Below are 13,810 nucleotides of genomic sequence, written 5' to 3' on the forward strand. Positions count from 1 at the left end.
ATGACGCTGGATTTTTCGAAACCGGGCGAGGCCGGCTATCAGAGCGGCTTCGCAAACGAATTCGCGACCGAGGTGCTGCCGGGCGCACTGCCGCATGGGCGCAATTCGCCGCAGCGCGCGCCATACGGACTTTATGCGGAGCAGTTGTCCGGCACCGCGTTCACTGCGCCGCGCGCGCACAACCGCCGCTCGTGGCTGTACCGGATTCGGCCCGCGGCCATGCATCGGCCGTTCGAATCCGTGCCGGGCGAGCGCCGGGTAATCGCCGATTTCGCCGATTCGCACGACGTGCCGCCGACGCCGCCGAACCAGTTGCGCTGGGACCCGCTGCCGATGCCCGCGCAGCCGACCGATTTCGTCGACGGCTGGGTGACGATGGGCGGCAACGGCTCGGCCGCGGCCATGAGCGGCTGCGCGATCCATCTGTACGCGGCAAACCGCTCGATGCACGAGCGCTTTTTCTACAGCGCCGACGGCGAGCTATTGATCGTGCCGCAGCAGGGCCGGCTCTTCATCATGACCGAGCTGGGGCGGCTTGACGTCGAGCCGTTCGAGATCGCGGTGATTCCGCGCGGCGTGCGCTTTGCGGTCGCGCTGCCGGACGGGCAGGCGCGCGGCTATATCTGCGAGAACTTCGGCGCGCTGCTGCGCCTGCCGGATCTCGGGCCGATCGGCTCGAACGGGCTTGCGAATCCGCGCGATTTCCTGACGCCGCATGCGTCGTATGAAGACCGTGAAGGCGCGTTCGAACTCGTCGCGAAGCTCAACGGCCGTTTCTGGCGCGCCGAGATCGGCCATTCGCCGTTCGACGTCGTCGCATGGCACGGCAACTATGCGCCGTACAAGTACGACTTGCGGCGCTTCAACACGATCGGCTCGATCAGCCACGATCATCCGGACCCGTCGATCTTCCTCGTGCTGCAGGCGCAGAGCGACACGCCCGGCGTCGATACGCTCGACTTCGTGATTTTCCCGCCGCGCTGGCTCGTGGCGGAGGACACGTTCCGCCCGCCGTGGTTTCATCGCAACGTCGCGAGCGAGTTCATGGGGCTCGTGCACGGCGTCTACGACGCGAAGGCCGAAGGTTTCGCGCCGGGCGGCGCGAGCCTGCACAATTGCATGTCGGGGCACGGGCCGGATGCGGACACGTTCGAGAAGGCGTGCGCGAGCGATACGGCCAAGCCGCACAAGGTGGCCGACACGATGGCCTTCATGTTCGAGACCCGCACGCTGATCCGTCCAACCCGCTTCGCGCTCGAGAGCGCTCAGTTGCAGGCGAATTATTTCGAATGCTGGCAAGGCCTGAATAAACACTTCAATCCGGAGCGTCGATGAGCATCCAATCCGATCAACAGAGCGAAATGCTGCACGCGGCATGGCAGGCAAGCATCGATCCGGCGCGTAAAAGCTGGCTCGATTCGGCGAACGATCCTGCATGCGATTTTCCGATTCAGAACCTGCCGTTCGGCATCTTCAGCGACGTGCGTTTTTCGACGCGCCGCGCGGGCGTCGCGCTCGGCGACGCGATCGTCGATCTGGCGGCGCTGCAGCGCACGGGCTTGCTGACGGTGCCGGGCGCCGGTTCGGCGGCCGTGTTCGAGCGGCCTTCGCTGAACGATTTCATCGCGCTTGGCCGTGACGCTTGGCGCAGCGTGCGCGTCCAATTGAGCGAGCTGCTCGAGCGCGGCAACGCGCGGCTGCGTGACGACGGGGTGTTGCGCAAGCGTGTGCTCGTCGCGCAGCGCGACGCGACGCTGCATTTGCCCGTCGACATCCCCGGCTACACCGATTTCTATTCGTCGAAAGAACATGCGACGAACGTCGGCTCGATGTTCCGCGACCCGAAGAACGCGTTGTTGCCGAACTGGTCGGAGATGCCGATCGCCTACAACGGGCGCGCATCGTCGGTGGTCGTCAGCGGTACGCCGGTGCGCCGGCCGAACGGGCAACTGAAGCTGCCGGACCACGAGCGCCCGGTGTTCGGCGCGTGTCGCAAGCTCGATTTCGAACTGGAGACGGGCTTTATCATCGGGCGCGGCAATGCGCTCGGCGAGCCGATCGCATGTGCGAACGCGCAGTCGCATGTATTCGGCATGGTGCTCCTGAACGACTGGAGCGCACGCGATATCCAGCAATGGGAATACGTGCCGCTCGGGCCGTTCAACGCCAAGACGTTCGCGACGACGATCTCGCCTTGGATCGTCACGCTCGACGCGCTCGAGCCGTTTCGCACCGCGCAGCCGCAGCAGACGCCGCCGCCGCTCGCGTATCTGCGCGATACGGGCGAGAGCGCGTTCGACATCACGCTCGAGGTGCGGCTGAAGCCGGAAGGCGCGCCCGACGCGACGACGATCTCTCGCACCAACTTCAAGTATCTGTACTGGACGATCGCGCAGCAGCTCGCGCATCACACGGTATCCGGCTGCAATACGCGAATCGGCGATCTGATGGGCTCGGGCACGATCAGCGGGCCGACGAAGGACGCATTCGGCAGCCTGCTCGAGCTGACTTGGAACGGCAAGGAGCCGGTGCCGCTCACCGGCGGCGGCGCGCGCACGTTCATCGAGGACGGCGATGAACTGACGCTGGCCGGTTGGTGTCAAGGCGACGGGTATCGAGTCGGTTTCGGGACGTGTGCCGGCAAGGTTCTGCCTGCGCTGCCGGGCTGACGGCGCGATGACGCGATGACGTGATGACGCGGCGGCGGCCGTGCGTGCGGGGTTCGTGCGCAAGACGCGCGCTTCGCGGGCCGGCGGCGGTATGGGGGCCGCCGGCCCGCATGAGCTTGCAGGGTGGGTGGTGAGCGTTGCGCGCTTCAAGTGGTTGCACGGGCTCGCGCGTCGACGCGCGTCATCACGAAACCGTCAACGCGGCGATGCGGCCGCGCGTCGTCCAATCGTCCGATGTTCCCACAGCGCCGCCGCGAGAAACGCGAGCGCGCCGGCGGCGAGCACGCCGATCAGCGTTTCGCTGCCCCAATGCGCCATCAGCGCGCCCGCGACGAGCGGCCCGCCAAAGCTTGCCGCGCTCCACGACGCCGACACGAGCGCGCTCGCGGTCACGAGCGCCGCGCCGCGAAAGCGCTCGCCGCATGCCACGACCGACAGCGTATAAATTCCGCCCGCCGCCGCGCCGAGCACGAACAGCAATGGCGTGCGCAGCCACGGCGTCGCGACGGTAACTGGCACGAGCGGCAGCAGCGCGAGCACGATACACGCCGCGCCGAGATGCACGCGCTGCCGGCCGAGCCGGTCGGCGAGCCAGCCGAGCGGGAATGCCATCGCGGTGTCGCCGAGCAGGATGATCGACGCGAACAGCACGGCCGCTTCGCTCGCCACGCCGTGATTCATCGCATAAATCGGCATCAGCGATAGCGCAAGCGTGTCGAACAGCGCGAAGAAGCCGGTGCCGATGACGAGCGCGGGCATCTGCGGCAGCACGCGCCGCCAGTGATCGTGCGGCTCGTGATGCGCATCGTCGGCGAGCGGCGCCTGCCGGATCGACGCGAGCGTCGGCAGCGACAGCAGAAACAGCGCGCCGGTGAGCGCGAAGCGTGTGCTCGTCCAGTCGGCGATCTGGCTGACGAGCACCGGGCCCGCCATTTGGAATAGCGTGAAATTGGTCGTGTAAATCGCGACGACGCGCCCGCGCGTCGAATCGTCGGCGAGCTGATTGACCCATGCTTCGCCGATCGTGAAAAGCAGCATCAGCGCCGCGCCGCAGACGATGCGCAGCACGCCCCACACGACGAGATTCGACGTGAGCTGCATCAGGATCGTTGCCGCCGCGAGCACGAGTGTCGACGCGACGATCACCCGGCGCGCGCCGAGGCGCTTCGCAATGCGCGACACGAACGGTACGATCGCAAGGCCGCCGCCGGCTTGCGCGGCGGTCAGCATACCGATGACGTCGGTGCCGTGGCCGGCTTCGATCAGTGCGAGCGCGGTGAGCGGAAGGGTGGCGCCCGTGCCGAGGCCGACGACCGCCACGCTGAGGATGAGCGCGAGAAAATCGCGTGTGACGATGGTTTTCATAACGGCGCAGATGCTACACCGGCCTGCGTGATTGCTCCAGGTTCCGTATGATCGACCCGCGCGCGTGCCGGACGTCACGGGCGATGCGTGAATCGAACCGCAACTGAACCGGATTGGCCCCGCGATGCCTATTTTCGAACCTGTCACGCTGACGACTGCAAGTCTCATGCTTCGCGCGCGCAGCGGCCACGACGCGGTGCGATGTGGGCGCTCGTCCCGCGAGCCGTCGTCCGACGCTTGCGGACCGTTCGTACATCGCGGTCCGCGCGAGCGGTTCGCAGCCGGGCGTGATCAGGCCGGACTCGCAACCGCGCGCCGCTCGAGCGAGGCCGACCACAGCGTCAGCGCGAGCGCGGCGAGCGCGAGCGCCGCGCCCGCCCATGGCAGCTTCGCGAGCGGCACGCCTGCATGGATTGCCGCGCCGCCGAGCCATGCGCCGAGCGCATTGCCGAGATTGAATGCGCCTTGATTGAGCGTGGACGCGAGATTGGGCGCTTCGCTCGCGCGATCGACGATCAAGATCTGCAGCGGCGGCACGATCGCGAACGCAAGCATGCCCCATACGAAAATCGTGACGAGCGCGGGATACGGCGCGTGCATCGTGCTGGAGAACAGCGCGAGCACGATGCCGATCAACGCGAGCGATGCGACGAGCGACGGCATGCGCCGCCAGTCGGCGAGCTTGCCGCCCACCGTGCCGCCGATGGTCAGGCCGAGGCCGAACAGCAGCAGCACGAGCGTGACGTGATGCGGCGTGAAGCCGGTCACGTCCTCGAGAATCGGCGCGATATAGGTGAACACCGTGAAAAGGCTCGCCGACGCGAGCACGCTGATGCCGAGCACCATCAGCACTTGCGGATGGCGCAGCACGCCGAATTCGCGCGCAATGCCGGCCGCGGGCATGTCGAGGTGTTTCGGCACGCACACGGCGAGCGCCGCCGCCGCGACCGCGCCGATGCCGGTGACGGCCCAGAACGTCGCGCGCCAGCCGAACGCCTGGCCGAGCGCGGTGCCGAGCGGCACGCCGAGCACGTTGGCGAGCGTCAGGCCGGTAAACATCAGCGCGATCGCCTGCGCGCGCTTGTTCGGCGCGACGAGGCTGCTCGCGACGACCGAGCCGATCCCGAAGAATGCGCCATGACAGAACGCGGTGACGACGCGCGCGATCATCAACGCCGCATAGCCGGGTGCGATCGCGCAGAACAGGTTGCCGGCGATGAATACGCCGATCAGCGCGAGGAGCGCAGCCTTGCGCGGCATTCGGGCGGTCACGATCGCGAGGATCGGCGCGCCGATCGTGACGCCGAGCGCGTAGCCGGACACCAGCATGCCCGCTGCCGGAATCGATACGCCGAGATCGCGCGCGACGTTCGGCAGGAGTCCCATGATGACGAACTCGGTGGTACCGATACCGAATGCGGCAACGGCAAGGGCAAAGAGGGGTAGGGGCATCGCGGGAACTCGGCGCAGCACCGCGCGCATCGCGCCGCGGGATTGCGGTGCGCGTGACATGCAGGCGGATCGTTGCGATTTTACCTGAGTAAAAACCCTGACGTTTGGGGACGGATCAGAGGGTGCGCGCAGGCGCGGACGGGTGGCCCCAGCCGTTCTCGAACACGCACGCTTCGAGCGGCATGCGCGCCGCCCAGCGTTGCTCCTCGAGCATCGGCCTTGCGTAGAATTCGTCGACATGACCCAGGCACAGCACGGCAATCGGCTTGGCGCCGTCGGGCATTGCGAGCAGCGTGCGCAGCGCGTCGACATCGAACAGCGACACCCAGCCCATGCCGAGCCCTTCGGCGCGGGCGGCGAGCCATATATTCTGGATCGCGCAGGCGGCCGACGCGAGATCCATCTCCGGCAGCGTGCGGCGGCCGAATACGTGCTGCTCGCGTCCGTCGGCGAGCGCGACGACGAGAAGCTCGCCGCATTCGCGCACGCCTTCGACCTTCAGCCGCATGAATTCGTCGTGCCGTTTGCCGAGCGCGTCGGCGGTGGCACGGCGCTCGGTGTCGACGAGCGCGTGAATGCGCTCGCGCAGCGCCGGATCGGTCACGCGTATGAATCGCCAAGGCTGCATGAAGCCGACGCTCGGCGCGTGGTGCGCGGCGCGTAGCAGCCGCGCGAGCACGGCGGGATCGACTGGGGCGGACGTGAAATGGCGCATGTCGCGCCGCTCGAAGATCGCCCGGTAGACGGCGGCGAGCGCGGAGTCGTCGAAACGCATAGGCAGGTGCTCAGCGGTGATGCAGAGTGGGCCGGAAGCTGGAATCGCCGCCACGATAGCAGACTCCGAAGACAGGCCGATAAAAAGCGATGGCTGGCCCGATGGCGGCGGCGGACACGGGCGCCGGGGCGGATGCGCCGCGAGGCGCGGGCTCGGGATGCGGAAAAAATGCGCCGTTTCGGGCTGGCTGAAAGGCGTGGGCAGCGGAGGCGGGCGGGGCGCGCAGTCGAGCATCGATCATGCGATTACGTCGGCCGGGTCAGGCGATTCGTCTAAGAGCGCAAGGACGGTGCGCCGCGCAGGCGTTTGCCGCGAGCTTGCCCGCCTGGCCTGCCCGAACCGTCCGAACCGTCCGAACCGTCCGAACCGCCCGAACCGTCCACGTCGCGAATACCCGCACCTCACTGCCAATCCGCATCGCCCGGTACACCTCCGCGGCGCGCGTTATCCCCGCCGGACGGCGACCACGTTGCACGGCGTGCCGTCCTGCCACGCGCGGATATTCGCGAGCGTCGTTTGCGCGATCTGCGCAAGCGCCTCGCGCGTGAAGAACGCCTGATGGGCCGTGACGATCACGTTCGGGAATGTGAGCAGGCGGGCGAGCACGTCGTCTTGCAGCGGATGGTCGGAGTGATCCTCGAAGAAAAGCCCGCTTTCCTCCTCATAGACGTCGAGCCCGAGATGGCCGAGCTGGCCGCGTTTCAACGCATCGATCAGCGCTTGCGTATCGACGAGGCCGCCGCGGCTCGTGTTGATCAGCATCGCGCCCGGCTTCATGCGCGCGAGCGCGCCGGCGTCGATCAGATGATGCGTGCCGGGCAGCAGCGGGCAGTGCAGGCTGACGATGTCGGATTGCGCGAGCAGCGTGTCGAGCGGGACATAGCGCACGCCGAGCGCGATCAGCGCGTCGTCGTGCGGCGGCAGCGAGTGGGCGAGCACCCGCATGCCGAAGCCCGACATGATCCGCGCGAACACGCTGCCGATCAGGCCCGTGCCGATCACGCCGACCGTCTTGCCGAACAGATCGAAGCCCAGCAGGCCGGTGAGCGAGAAATCGCCTTCGCGGGTGCGCGCGACGGCGCGCGGCAGGCGCCGGTTGAGCGCCAGGATCAGCGCGACCGCGTGTTCGGCGACCGCATGCGGCGAATAGGCAGGCACGTGCACCACGGTGAGCCCGAGCCGCTCGGCCGCCGCGAGATCGACGTGATTGAAGCCCGCCGAGCGCAGCGCGATGACGCGCGTGCCGCCGGTGGCGAGCGTATCGAGGACGGCCGCGTCGAGCGTATCGTTGACGAACGCGCAGACGACGTCATAGCCGCGCGCGAGCACTGCCGTTTCCGCGTCGAGATGAGAGGGCTGGAAATGCAGCCGGTAACCGAACGGCCGGTTGGCCGCGGTGAACGAATCGTTGTCGTATTGCCGGCTGCTGAAAAGAATCACGCGCACGCGTCGCCTCCGCTACAGGTGCGCGCCAGTTTACTGCAGCCGGCTTGAGCCGGACTGCAGCCCAATGTCACTGTAGCCCGACGACGACGTCTGCCCGGCTGCCCGCGCTCGCGTCATGCATGTAGTAATGGCCGTTCGAATCGGATTTCTGGCCGCCGAGGTGGTAGAGCGCATGCTCGACGAAGCTGCGTGTACGCGGCGGCAGGAATTGGCGATTCGGGTAGACGATCGATAGCTGCGTGTCGGGATCGTCGATCCGGTAGTCGCCGAGGAGCCGCGTGAGTTCGCCGCTCTGGAGCGCATCGGCGATATAGCTCTCCGGCAGCACCGCGACGCCGGTGCCGGCAAGCGCGGCGGCGAGCAGCATCGACGTGCTGTTGACCGTATAAACCGGTTGCAGCGAAACGACGTGCGTTTGGTGATCGGGATCGATGAAACGCCAAGTGGGCGCGTGCTGATCGGCGGGCAGCGCGATATACGTGTGGCGTGCCAGATCGTCGGGGCGATGCGGCGCGCCATGCCGCTCGACATAGGACGGCGCGGCGTAGAGCGCGAGTGTGTTGGGCGCGAGCGGATGGCCGATCAGCGTCGGATTGCCGTCGAGATGGCCGCCCGTGACGAGGCCGGCGTCATAGCCGGCGTCGATCACGTCGATTGGCCCTTCGGTCAGCGTGAGCTGAACGCGCACTTTCGGATACTGACGCCGGTAGCTGTCGACGAGGGGCGTGATCCGGCTGGGCGGCAAGAGCCCGGACACCGCGATGCGCAATGTGCCGACCGGCTCGTGCACCGCGCGCTCGACGGACGCCTCGAGCTGGTCGAATTCCTCCAGCAGCGCGCGACAGCCATCCAGATAGCGGATGCCTGCCTCGGTCAGAGACAGATTGCGCGTGGTGCGATGGATGAGGCGTGTGTTCAGATGCGTCTCGAGCATTGCGATCGAACGCGTGACTAGCGCATTCGATACGCCGAGCTTGCGAGCTGCTCGCCGGAAGCTTTGCAGCTCGGCGACACATACGAATACACGCATGGTCTGGATCTGGTTCATGGTTTAGGTTGGCCCATTAAATGATTATCTTGTGTTTTTCTCACCTCCGGCGAAGACATCCCGCAGGCCGTCGGATCGACCCGCGGGACGTGTAAATATCAAATCGTCGAAGGCTGCGTAAATTGTTCAATAGGCTGGTCGCATTAGTCAACTAAATAATTATTTGGCTGAAAATGATATAAATCGGTGCGCATTCACGAGTGCTGGCTTATAAGGCGGCCGGGCGCTTCCTCAAGCCGGCGGGCGGAGCCGGGAAAGGCGTTCGGGACACATCTGCTCCTTATGTTCGGAGGGCGAGACGCGCGGATAACCTATCGGCTCACATATTCGTCAGCGGTGATTTTTACGGATGAATTGCAAAATCATCAAAAATGCATTTCCGAATGCGAACGTAAAGACTTGCTGCGGCGCATCGAATGATTAATGCAAGACTGTCAAAAATTTGAGGATTCGGGTCGCAAAAACCGGTTCTCTTCCATTAATAGTCGAATCGGTTTTGATGACGTTTCGGCCTATTTAGTCCGGATGCAGGTATTTTCCGGCCGGCTTCGGCGAAATGAATTGCTGCGGCGCGTCAAGTCGCAGTGCGCCGCATCCATCCTGTTAGTGATGACAGGATAGAACGCTTGCGTATTGCAACAGTTCAAGGAATGATCGATGAACTCGCTGCTATTTTCCTCTAACGGTTTTTTGCTCTCGCTCCCATGTCCAGCCCCGATCACTCGCCGATTCCCTGCCCTGTCGTCGTTCCGCTCGATGCAATCCTGCCCGAGGAGCCGCTTCTGATGATGGGCGCCGGGCCCGTGCCGATTCCGGCGGCGGTCGCGAAGGCGAATGCGATCGTGATCAACCATCTGGGCGCGACGATGGCGAAGATCATCGAGCAGGTGAAGGAAATGGCGCGCTATGTGTTCCAGACGCGCTCGAAATGGGTGCTCGGCGTCGCCGGCCCAGGCTCGGCTGCGATGGAAATGGCGGTGTCGAATCTCGCGTGGCCCGGCACGAAGGTGCTGTCGATCAAGAACGGCTTTTTCAGCGCGCGGATGGCCGAGATGGCAACGCGCGTCGGCGCGAGCGTCGTGCTCGTCGATGTGCCCGATCGCAAGGTCGCGAGTCTCGACGAGATTGCCGAGGCGCTCGCGCGCGAGCGTCCCGAGATCGTCACGATCGTTCACGGCGAGACGTCGAACACGGTCTGGAACCGCGAGCTCAAAGAGATTGCCGCGCTCGCGAAAGCGGCGGGTGCGCTCGTCGTCGTCGACGCGGTGTGCACGCTGTCGACGATGCCGCTCGATATGGACGCGTGGGGTATCGACGCGGTGATCACCGGCGGTCAGAAGGGGCTGTCGTCGATTCCGGGCGTCTCGCTGATCGCGTTTTCCGACGCCGCGTGGGAGCGGATGAAGCACCGCCCCGAGCCGAACACGCACTGGTGCCTGGACATGGCGCTCGCCGAGAATTTCTGGCACAACGCCGGCTATCACTACACGGCGCCCGTATCAGGCGTGCTGGCGCTGCACGAGGCGCTGCGGCTCGTCTGCGCGGAGACGCTCGAGAGCCGTTACGCGCGCCACCAGCGCTGCTCGCTTGCGCTGCAGGCCGGGGTTACCGCGATGGGGCTCGAACTCTACGCGCCCGAATCGTGCAGGCTGAACTCGGTGGTCGGCATCACCGTGCCGCAGGGGCTGACGCCGGGCCTCATTTGCGGCCATATCTCGAAGCAGCATCAAGTCGAGATCTCGGGTTCGTTCGGCCCGCCGATCGTGCGGATCGGGCAGATGGGCGAGCAGTGCCGCGAACACAATCTGTTTCGCACGCTGCACGCGCTTGGGCGCACGATGATCGATCTGCATGCGCGCGTCGATTTGCCGGCGGGCGTCGCGGCGCTCGAACAGGCGCTGTCCAGCCGCGCGTGACGAAGCGGGCGCTTGCTGCGCGAGCCCGCGGCGCGCCTGTATTGGCGGACGCCGGGCGGCCGATGCATGCGGCCGATGGGTTGCGCGTGCCGCTCAGGCGGCCGCGCCGCTTTCGCCCGTGCGCTTTTGCCGTTGGTGCAGCGCGATCGACAGCGCCACCGCCGCGGCCGCCGCGACGGCCGCGCAGAGGAATACTTGCGGATAGCCGAATGCGCCGGCAACGTAGCCGGCGAGCGGCCCGGTGATGCCGAGTGACAGGTCGAGGAACACCGAGTACGCGGACAGCGCCGCGCCGCGGCTCGCGGGTGGCACCAGCGCGACGGCTTCGACGCCGAGCGCGGGGAAGATCAGCGCAAAGCCGAAGCCGGTCAGCGCCGCGCCCATGAGTGCGATATGCGGCACGGGGGCGAGCCAGAGCAGCAGCAGGCCCGCGGATTCGAACGCGAACGACACGATCGCCACCCGGAATCCGCCGTGGGTCTGGATCGTATGCGCGAACAGCAGCCGGGCGCCGATGAACAGCGTGCCGAACAGCGTCAATGACAGCGCCGCATTCGGCCAGTGGCGCTCCGCGTAATAAAGCGTGATGAACGTTGCGATCGAGCCGAAGCCGGCCGAGCCGAGTGCGAGGCCGAGGCCATGCGGCAGTACGCGTGCGACCACGCTCGCATAGGACATCCGCTCGCCATGCACGAGCGGCACGGGCGCGATCAGCCGCGCGGCTCCATAGCCGGCCGCGGCGAGCGCGATCATCAGCAGGCCGAGCACGGCGGGCGCGAACGCATGCGCGAGTGCGACGCCGACGGGCGCGCCGAGCGCGAGCGCGCCGTAGGTCGCGATGCCGTTCCACGAGATCACGCGCGCGTTGTGCGCGGCGCCGACGCGGCCGATCCCCCAAAGAATCGCGCCCGTACCGACGAGGCTTTCGGCGACGCCGAGCACGAGCCGGCTCGCCACCAGCAGCGCGATGCTCGCGGCCGGCCAGCGTGCGGCGGCGAACGCCGCGAGCAGCAGCACGCCGCTCGCGCCGCTGGCGGCAAGGCCGCGCAGCACGGTTTGCTTCGGGCCGAGCGTATCGGCGAAGCGCCCGGCGAGCGGCCGCGACGCGAGCGTCGCAAAATACTGGATGCTGATTGCCGCGCCCGAGACGATCGCGGAAAAGCCGAGTTCGGCGTGTACGAAACCGGGCAGCACCGCGAGCGGCAGGCCAATCGTCAGATAGCAGATGAACGTGAACGATACGACGCTGACGATTTGCAGCGTCGTCGCGGACGCGCTGCGGGCGAAGGAGTCGGAATCGGCGGGCATGGAAGGGGACGGAACGAAGCGCGCATCGGCGGATGCGAAAATCGGATTCTCACATGGAACCGGTTTGCCTGCATGGACCGTTTAGTTCAATGCATGGCCGCCGGGGCGATATCGCCGCCGCGATATAACGCCCATGCGGGGCCGGCTATGGGTTCGGGAATTTGTCGGTGATAGCGTTGTGAGCGTGACGGTGCCCAGGGTGCCGCGCGGGCCGGCCCGCGTACCCGGAATCGTTTCTTTTTTCATCGAACGACTACGACTGATATACACAGCATGAGCGAGCCGATCCGTTTTTATCATCGTCAGGCGATCCGCGAGGTCAGCGGCGCGGAGGTCACCCGCACGGTGCTCCAGTATCTGCGCGAGGACGCGCATTGCACCGGCACGAAGGAAGGTTGCGCGGAGGGCGATTGCGGTGCGTGCACGGTCGTGATCGGCGAGCCTAACGATGCAGGCGGCGTCGATTTGAAGGCGGTCAACGCGTGCATCCAGTTCCTGCCGACGCTTGACGGCCGCGCGCTGTTCACGGTCGAGGATCTGCGCGAGCCGGGCGGCGCGCTGCATCCGGCGCAGCGCGCGATGATCGAGTGTCACGGCTCGCAGTGCGGGTTTTGCACGCCGGGCTTCGTCATGTCGATGTGGGCGTTGTACGAGCGGCACGTGCAGCGCGCGCAATGCGGCGGGCCGGGCGAAGTGCCGTCGCGCGCCGAAATTGCCGACGCGCTGACGGGCAATCTGTGCCGCTGCACTGGCTACCGGCCGATCGTCGACGCGGCGGTGCGGATGTTCGATGCGCGCGGCGCGCATGAGCCGCCGCGTGCGCCGGCCGACTTCGCCGCGCTTGCGCGCACGCTCGCGACGCTGTCGCGCCGCGGCACGTTTCATTACGAGCACGCGGGCCGCACGTTCGATGCGCCGCGCACGCTCGACGAGCTGGCGCGGCTGAAGGCCGCCAAGCCCGCCGCGCGCCTGCTCGCGGGCAGCACCGACGTCGGCTTGTGGGTGACCAAGCAGTTGCGCGATCTGGGCGATATCGTCTACGTCGGCCAGATCGCCGAGCTGCGCCGCATCGCCGACGACGGCGATTGGATCGAGATCGGCGCGGGCGTGAGCGTCGAGCAGGCGTATGCGGCGCTCTGCGTGCATTACCCGGAGCTTACCGAGATGTGGAAGCGCTTCGCGTCGCTGCCGATCCGCAACGCCGGCACGCTCGGCGGCAACGTTGCGAACGGCTCGCCGATCGGCGATTCGATGCCGGGCCTGATCGCGCTGGGCGCGCGGGCCGTGCTGCGCGGCGGCGATGCGATGCGCGAGCTGCCGCTCGAGGATTTGTATCTGGGCTATCAAAAGAAAGACATGGCCGAGCACGAGTTCGTCGTTGCGCTGAAGGTGCCCAAGCGCACCGGTGCGCGCGCGAAGCTGAAATTGCGCACATACAAGCTGTCGAAGCGCTTCGATTCCGATATCTCCGCGGTCTGCGCGGCGTTCGCGTTCATCGCTGACGGCGACAAGGTGCGCGCGCCGCGCATCGCGTTCGGCGGCATGGCGGCAACGCCCAGGCGCGCGGCGCATGCCGAGGCTGCGCTTGCCGGCGCGGTCTGGGACGAAGCCGCCGCGCACGCGGCCATGCGCGCGCTCGAAGACGACTACGCGCCGCTCACCGACATGCGCGCGACAAGTGCATACCGGCTCGCGACCGCGAAGAACCTGCTGTACCGCTTCTGGCTGGAAACCCGGCCGCACGATCCGTTGCCCGCGTCGGCGGTGAACGTGCGCGCGACGGCGGCGGCCGAGCCGGCCGCATCCTGAGCGGCCGGCACGAAGCGTATGG

At 66.7% G+C, this 13,810-nt stretch carries 10 protein-coding genes; 4 read left to right on the forward strand and 6 right to left on the reverse strand.

Features of this window, described 5'->3' with window-relative positions:
- Together hmgA and fahA are read left to right on the forward strand one after the other, a co-directional pair.
- A complete protein-coding gene (hmgA, locus tag AQ611_RS05285; protein ID WP_059520096.1) occupies positions 1-1,335 on the forward strand; it encodes a homogentisate 1,2-dioxygenase in 1,335 nt (444 codons plus the stop codon).
- A gap of 26 nt (positions 1,336-1,361) precedes the next feature.
- The gene (gene fahA, locus AQ611_RS05290) at positions 1,362-2,669 is read left to right on the forward strand and encodes a fumarylacetoacetase (protein ID WP_059520097.1); all 1,308 of its coding nucleotides are present in this window, start codon (positions 1,362-1,364) and stop codon (positions 2,667-2,669) included.
- A 195-nt stretch (positions 2,670-2,864) separates the two neighbouring features.
- On the opposite strand, the gene AQ611_RS05295 is transcribed toward fahA, so the two are convergent.
- The 5 genes from AQ611_RS05295 to AQ611_RS05315 all read right to left on the reverse strand — a co-directional run bounded on the left by AQ611_RS05295 (position 2,865) and on the right by AQ611_RS05315 (position 8,755).
- Positions 2,865-4,034, reverse strand: a complete 1,170-nt coding sequence (locus AQ611_RS05295; RefSeq protein ID WP_069233922.1) for an MFS transporter — start codon at positions 4,032-4,034, stop codon at positions 2,865-2,867.
- A gap of 291 nt (positions 4,035-4,325) precedes the next feature.
- Entirely contained in the window at positions 4,326-5,486 is a 1,161-nt protein-coding gene (locus AQ611_RS05300) for an MFS transporter (protein WP_069235142.1), read from the reverse strand.
- 115 nt (positions 5,487-5,601) lie between these two features.
- A complete protein-coding gene (gene bluB / locus AQ611_RS05305) occupies positions 5,602-6,261 on the reverse strand; it encodes a 5,6-dimethylbenzimidazole synthase (RefSeq protein WP_069233923.1) in 660 nt (219 codons plus the stop codon).
- Positions 6,262-6,705: 444 nt separating this feature from the next.
- Entirely contained in the window at positions 6,706-7,707 is a 1,002-nt protein-coding gene (locus AQ611_RS05310) for a 2-hydroxyacid dehydrogenase (RefSeq protein ID WP_069233924.1), read from the reverse strand.
- Between the two features lie 67 nt (positions 7,708-7,774).
- Positions 7,775-8,755, reverse strand: a complete 981-nt coding sequence (locus AQ611_RS05315; RefSeq protein ID WP_059520020.1) for a LysR family transcriptional regulator — start codon at positions 8,753-8,755, stop codon at positions 7,775-7,777.
- 704 nt (positions 8,756-9,459) lie between these two features.
- On the opposite strand from AQ611_RS05315, the gene AQ611_RS05320 reads away from it, so the two are divergent.
- Positions 9,460-10,671, forward strand: coding sequence for a pyridoxal-phosphate-dependent aminotransferase family protein (locus tag AQ611_RS05320; protein ID WP_069233925.1), 1,212 nt, complete (start codon positions 9,460-9,462; stop codon positions 10,669-10,671).
- Between the two features lie 93 nt (positions 10,672-10,764).
- On the opposite strand, the gene AQ611_RS05325 is transcribed toward AQ611_RS05320, so the two are convergent.
- Positions 10,765-11,979, reverse strand: a complete 1,215-nt coding sequence (locus tag AQ611_RS05325) for an MFS transporter (RefSeq protein ID WP_069233926.1) — start codon at positions 11,977-11,979, stop codon at positions 10,765-10,767.
- Between the two features lie 273 nt (positions 11,980-12,252).
- Between AQ611_RS05325 and xdhA the strand changes: the two genes are divergently transcribed.
- Positions 12,253-13,788 (forward strand): xanthine dehydrogenase small subunit, encoded by a 1,536-nt coding sequence (gene xdhA / locus AQ611_RS05330; protein WP_059520017.1) that lies wholly within the window; start codon positions 12,253-12,255, stop codon positions 13,786-13,788.
- Positions 13,789-13,810: the final 22 nt, after the last annotated feature.

Origin of the sequence: Burkholderia singularis (assembly GCF_001718875.1) — a bacterium.
GTDB classification, from domain to species: domain Bacteria; phylum Pseudomonadota; class Gammaproteobacteria; order Burkholderiales; family Burkholderiaceae; genus Burkholderia; species Burkholderia singularis.

Coding starts and splice junctions, on each gene's coding strand:
- hmgA (WP_059520096.1), top strand. CDS start 1: ATGACGCTGGATTTTTCGAAACCGGGCGAGGCCGGCTATCAGAGCGGC.
- fahA (WP_059520097.1), top strand. CDS start 1,362: ATGCTGCACGCGGCATGGCAGGCAAGCATCGATCCGGCGCGTAAAAGC.
- AQ611_RS05295 (WP_069233922.1), bottom strand. CDS start 4,034: ATGAAAACCATCGTCACACGCGATTTTCTCGCGCTCATCCTCAGCGTG.
- AQ611_RS05300 (WP_069235142.1), bottom strand. CDS start 5,486: ATGCCCCTACCCCTCTTTGCCCTTGCCGTTGCCGCATTCGGTATCGGT.
- bluB (WP_069233923.1), bottom strand. CDS start 6,261: ATGCGTTTCGACGACTCCGCGCTCGCCGCCGTCTACCGGGCGATCTTC.
- AQ611_RS05315 (WP_059520020.1), bottom strand. CDS start 8,755: ATGAACCAGATCCAGACCATGCGTGTATTCGTATGTGTCGCCGAGCTG.
- AQ611_RS05320 (WP_069233925.1), top strand. CDS start 9,460: ATGTCCAGCCCCGATCACTCGCCGATTCCCTGCCCTGTCGTCGTTCCG.
- AQ611_RS05325 (WP_069233926.1), bottom strand. CDS start 11,979: ATGCCCGCCGATTCCGACTCCTTCGCCCGCAGCGCGTCCGCGACGACG.
- xdhA (WP_059520017.1), top strand. CDS start 12,253: ATGAGCGAGCCGATCCGTTTTTATCATCGTCAGGCGATCCGCGAGGTC.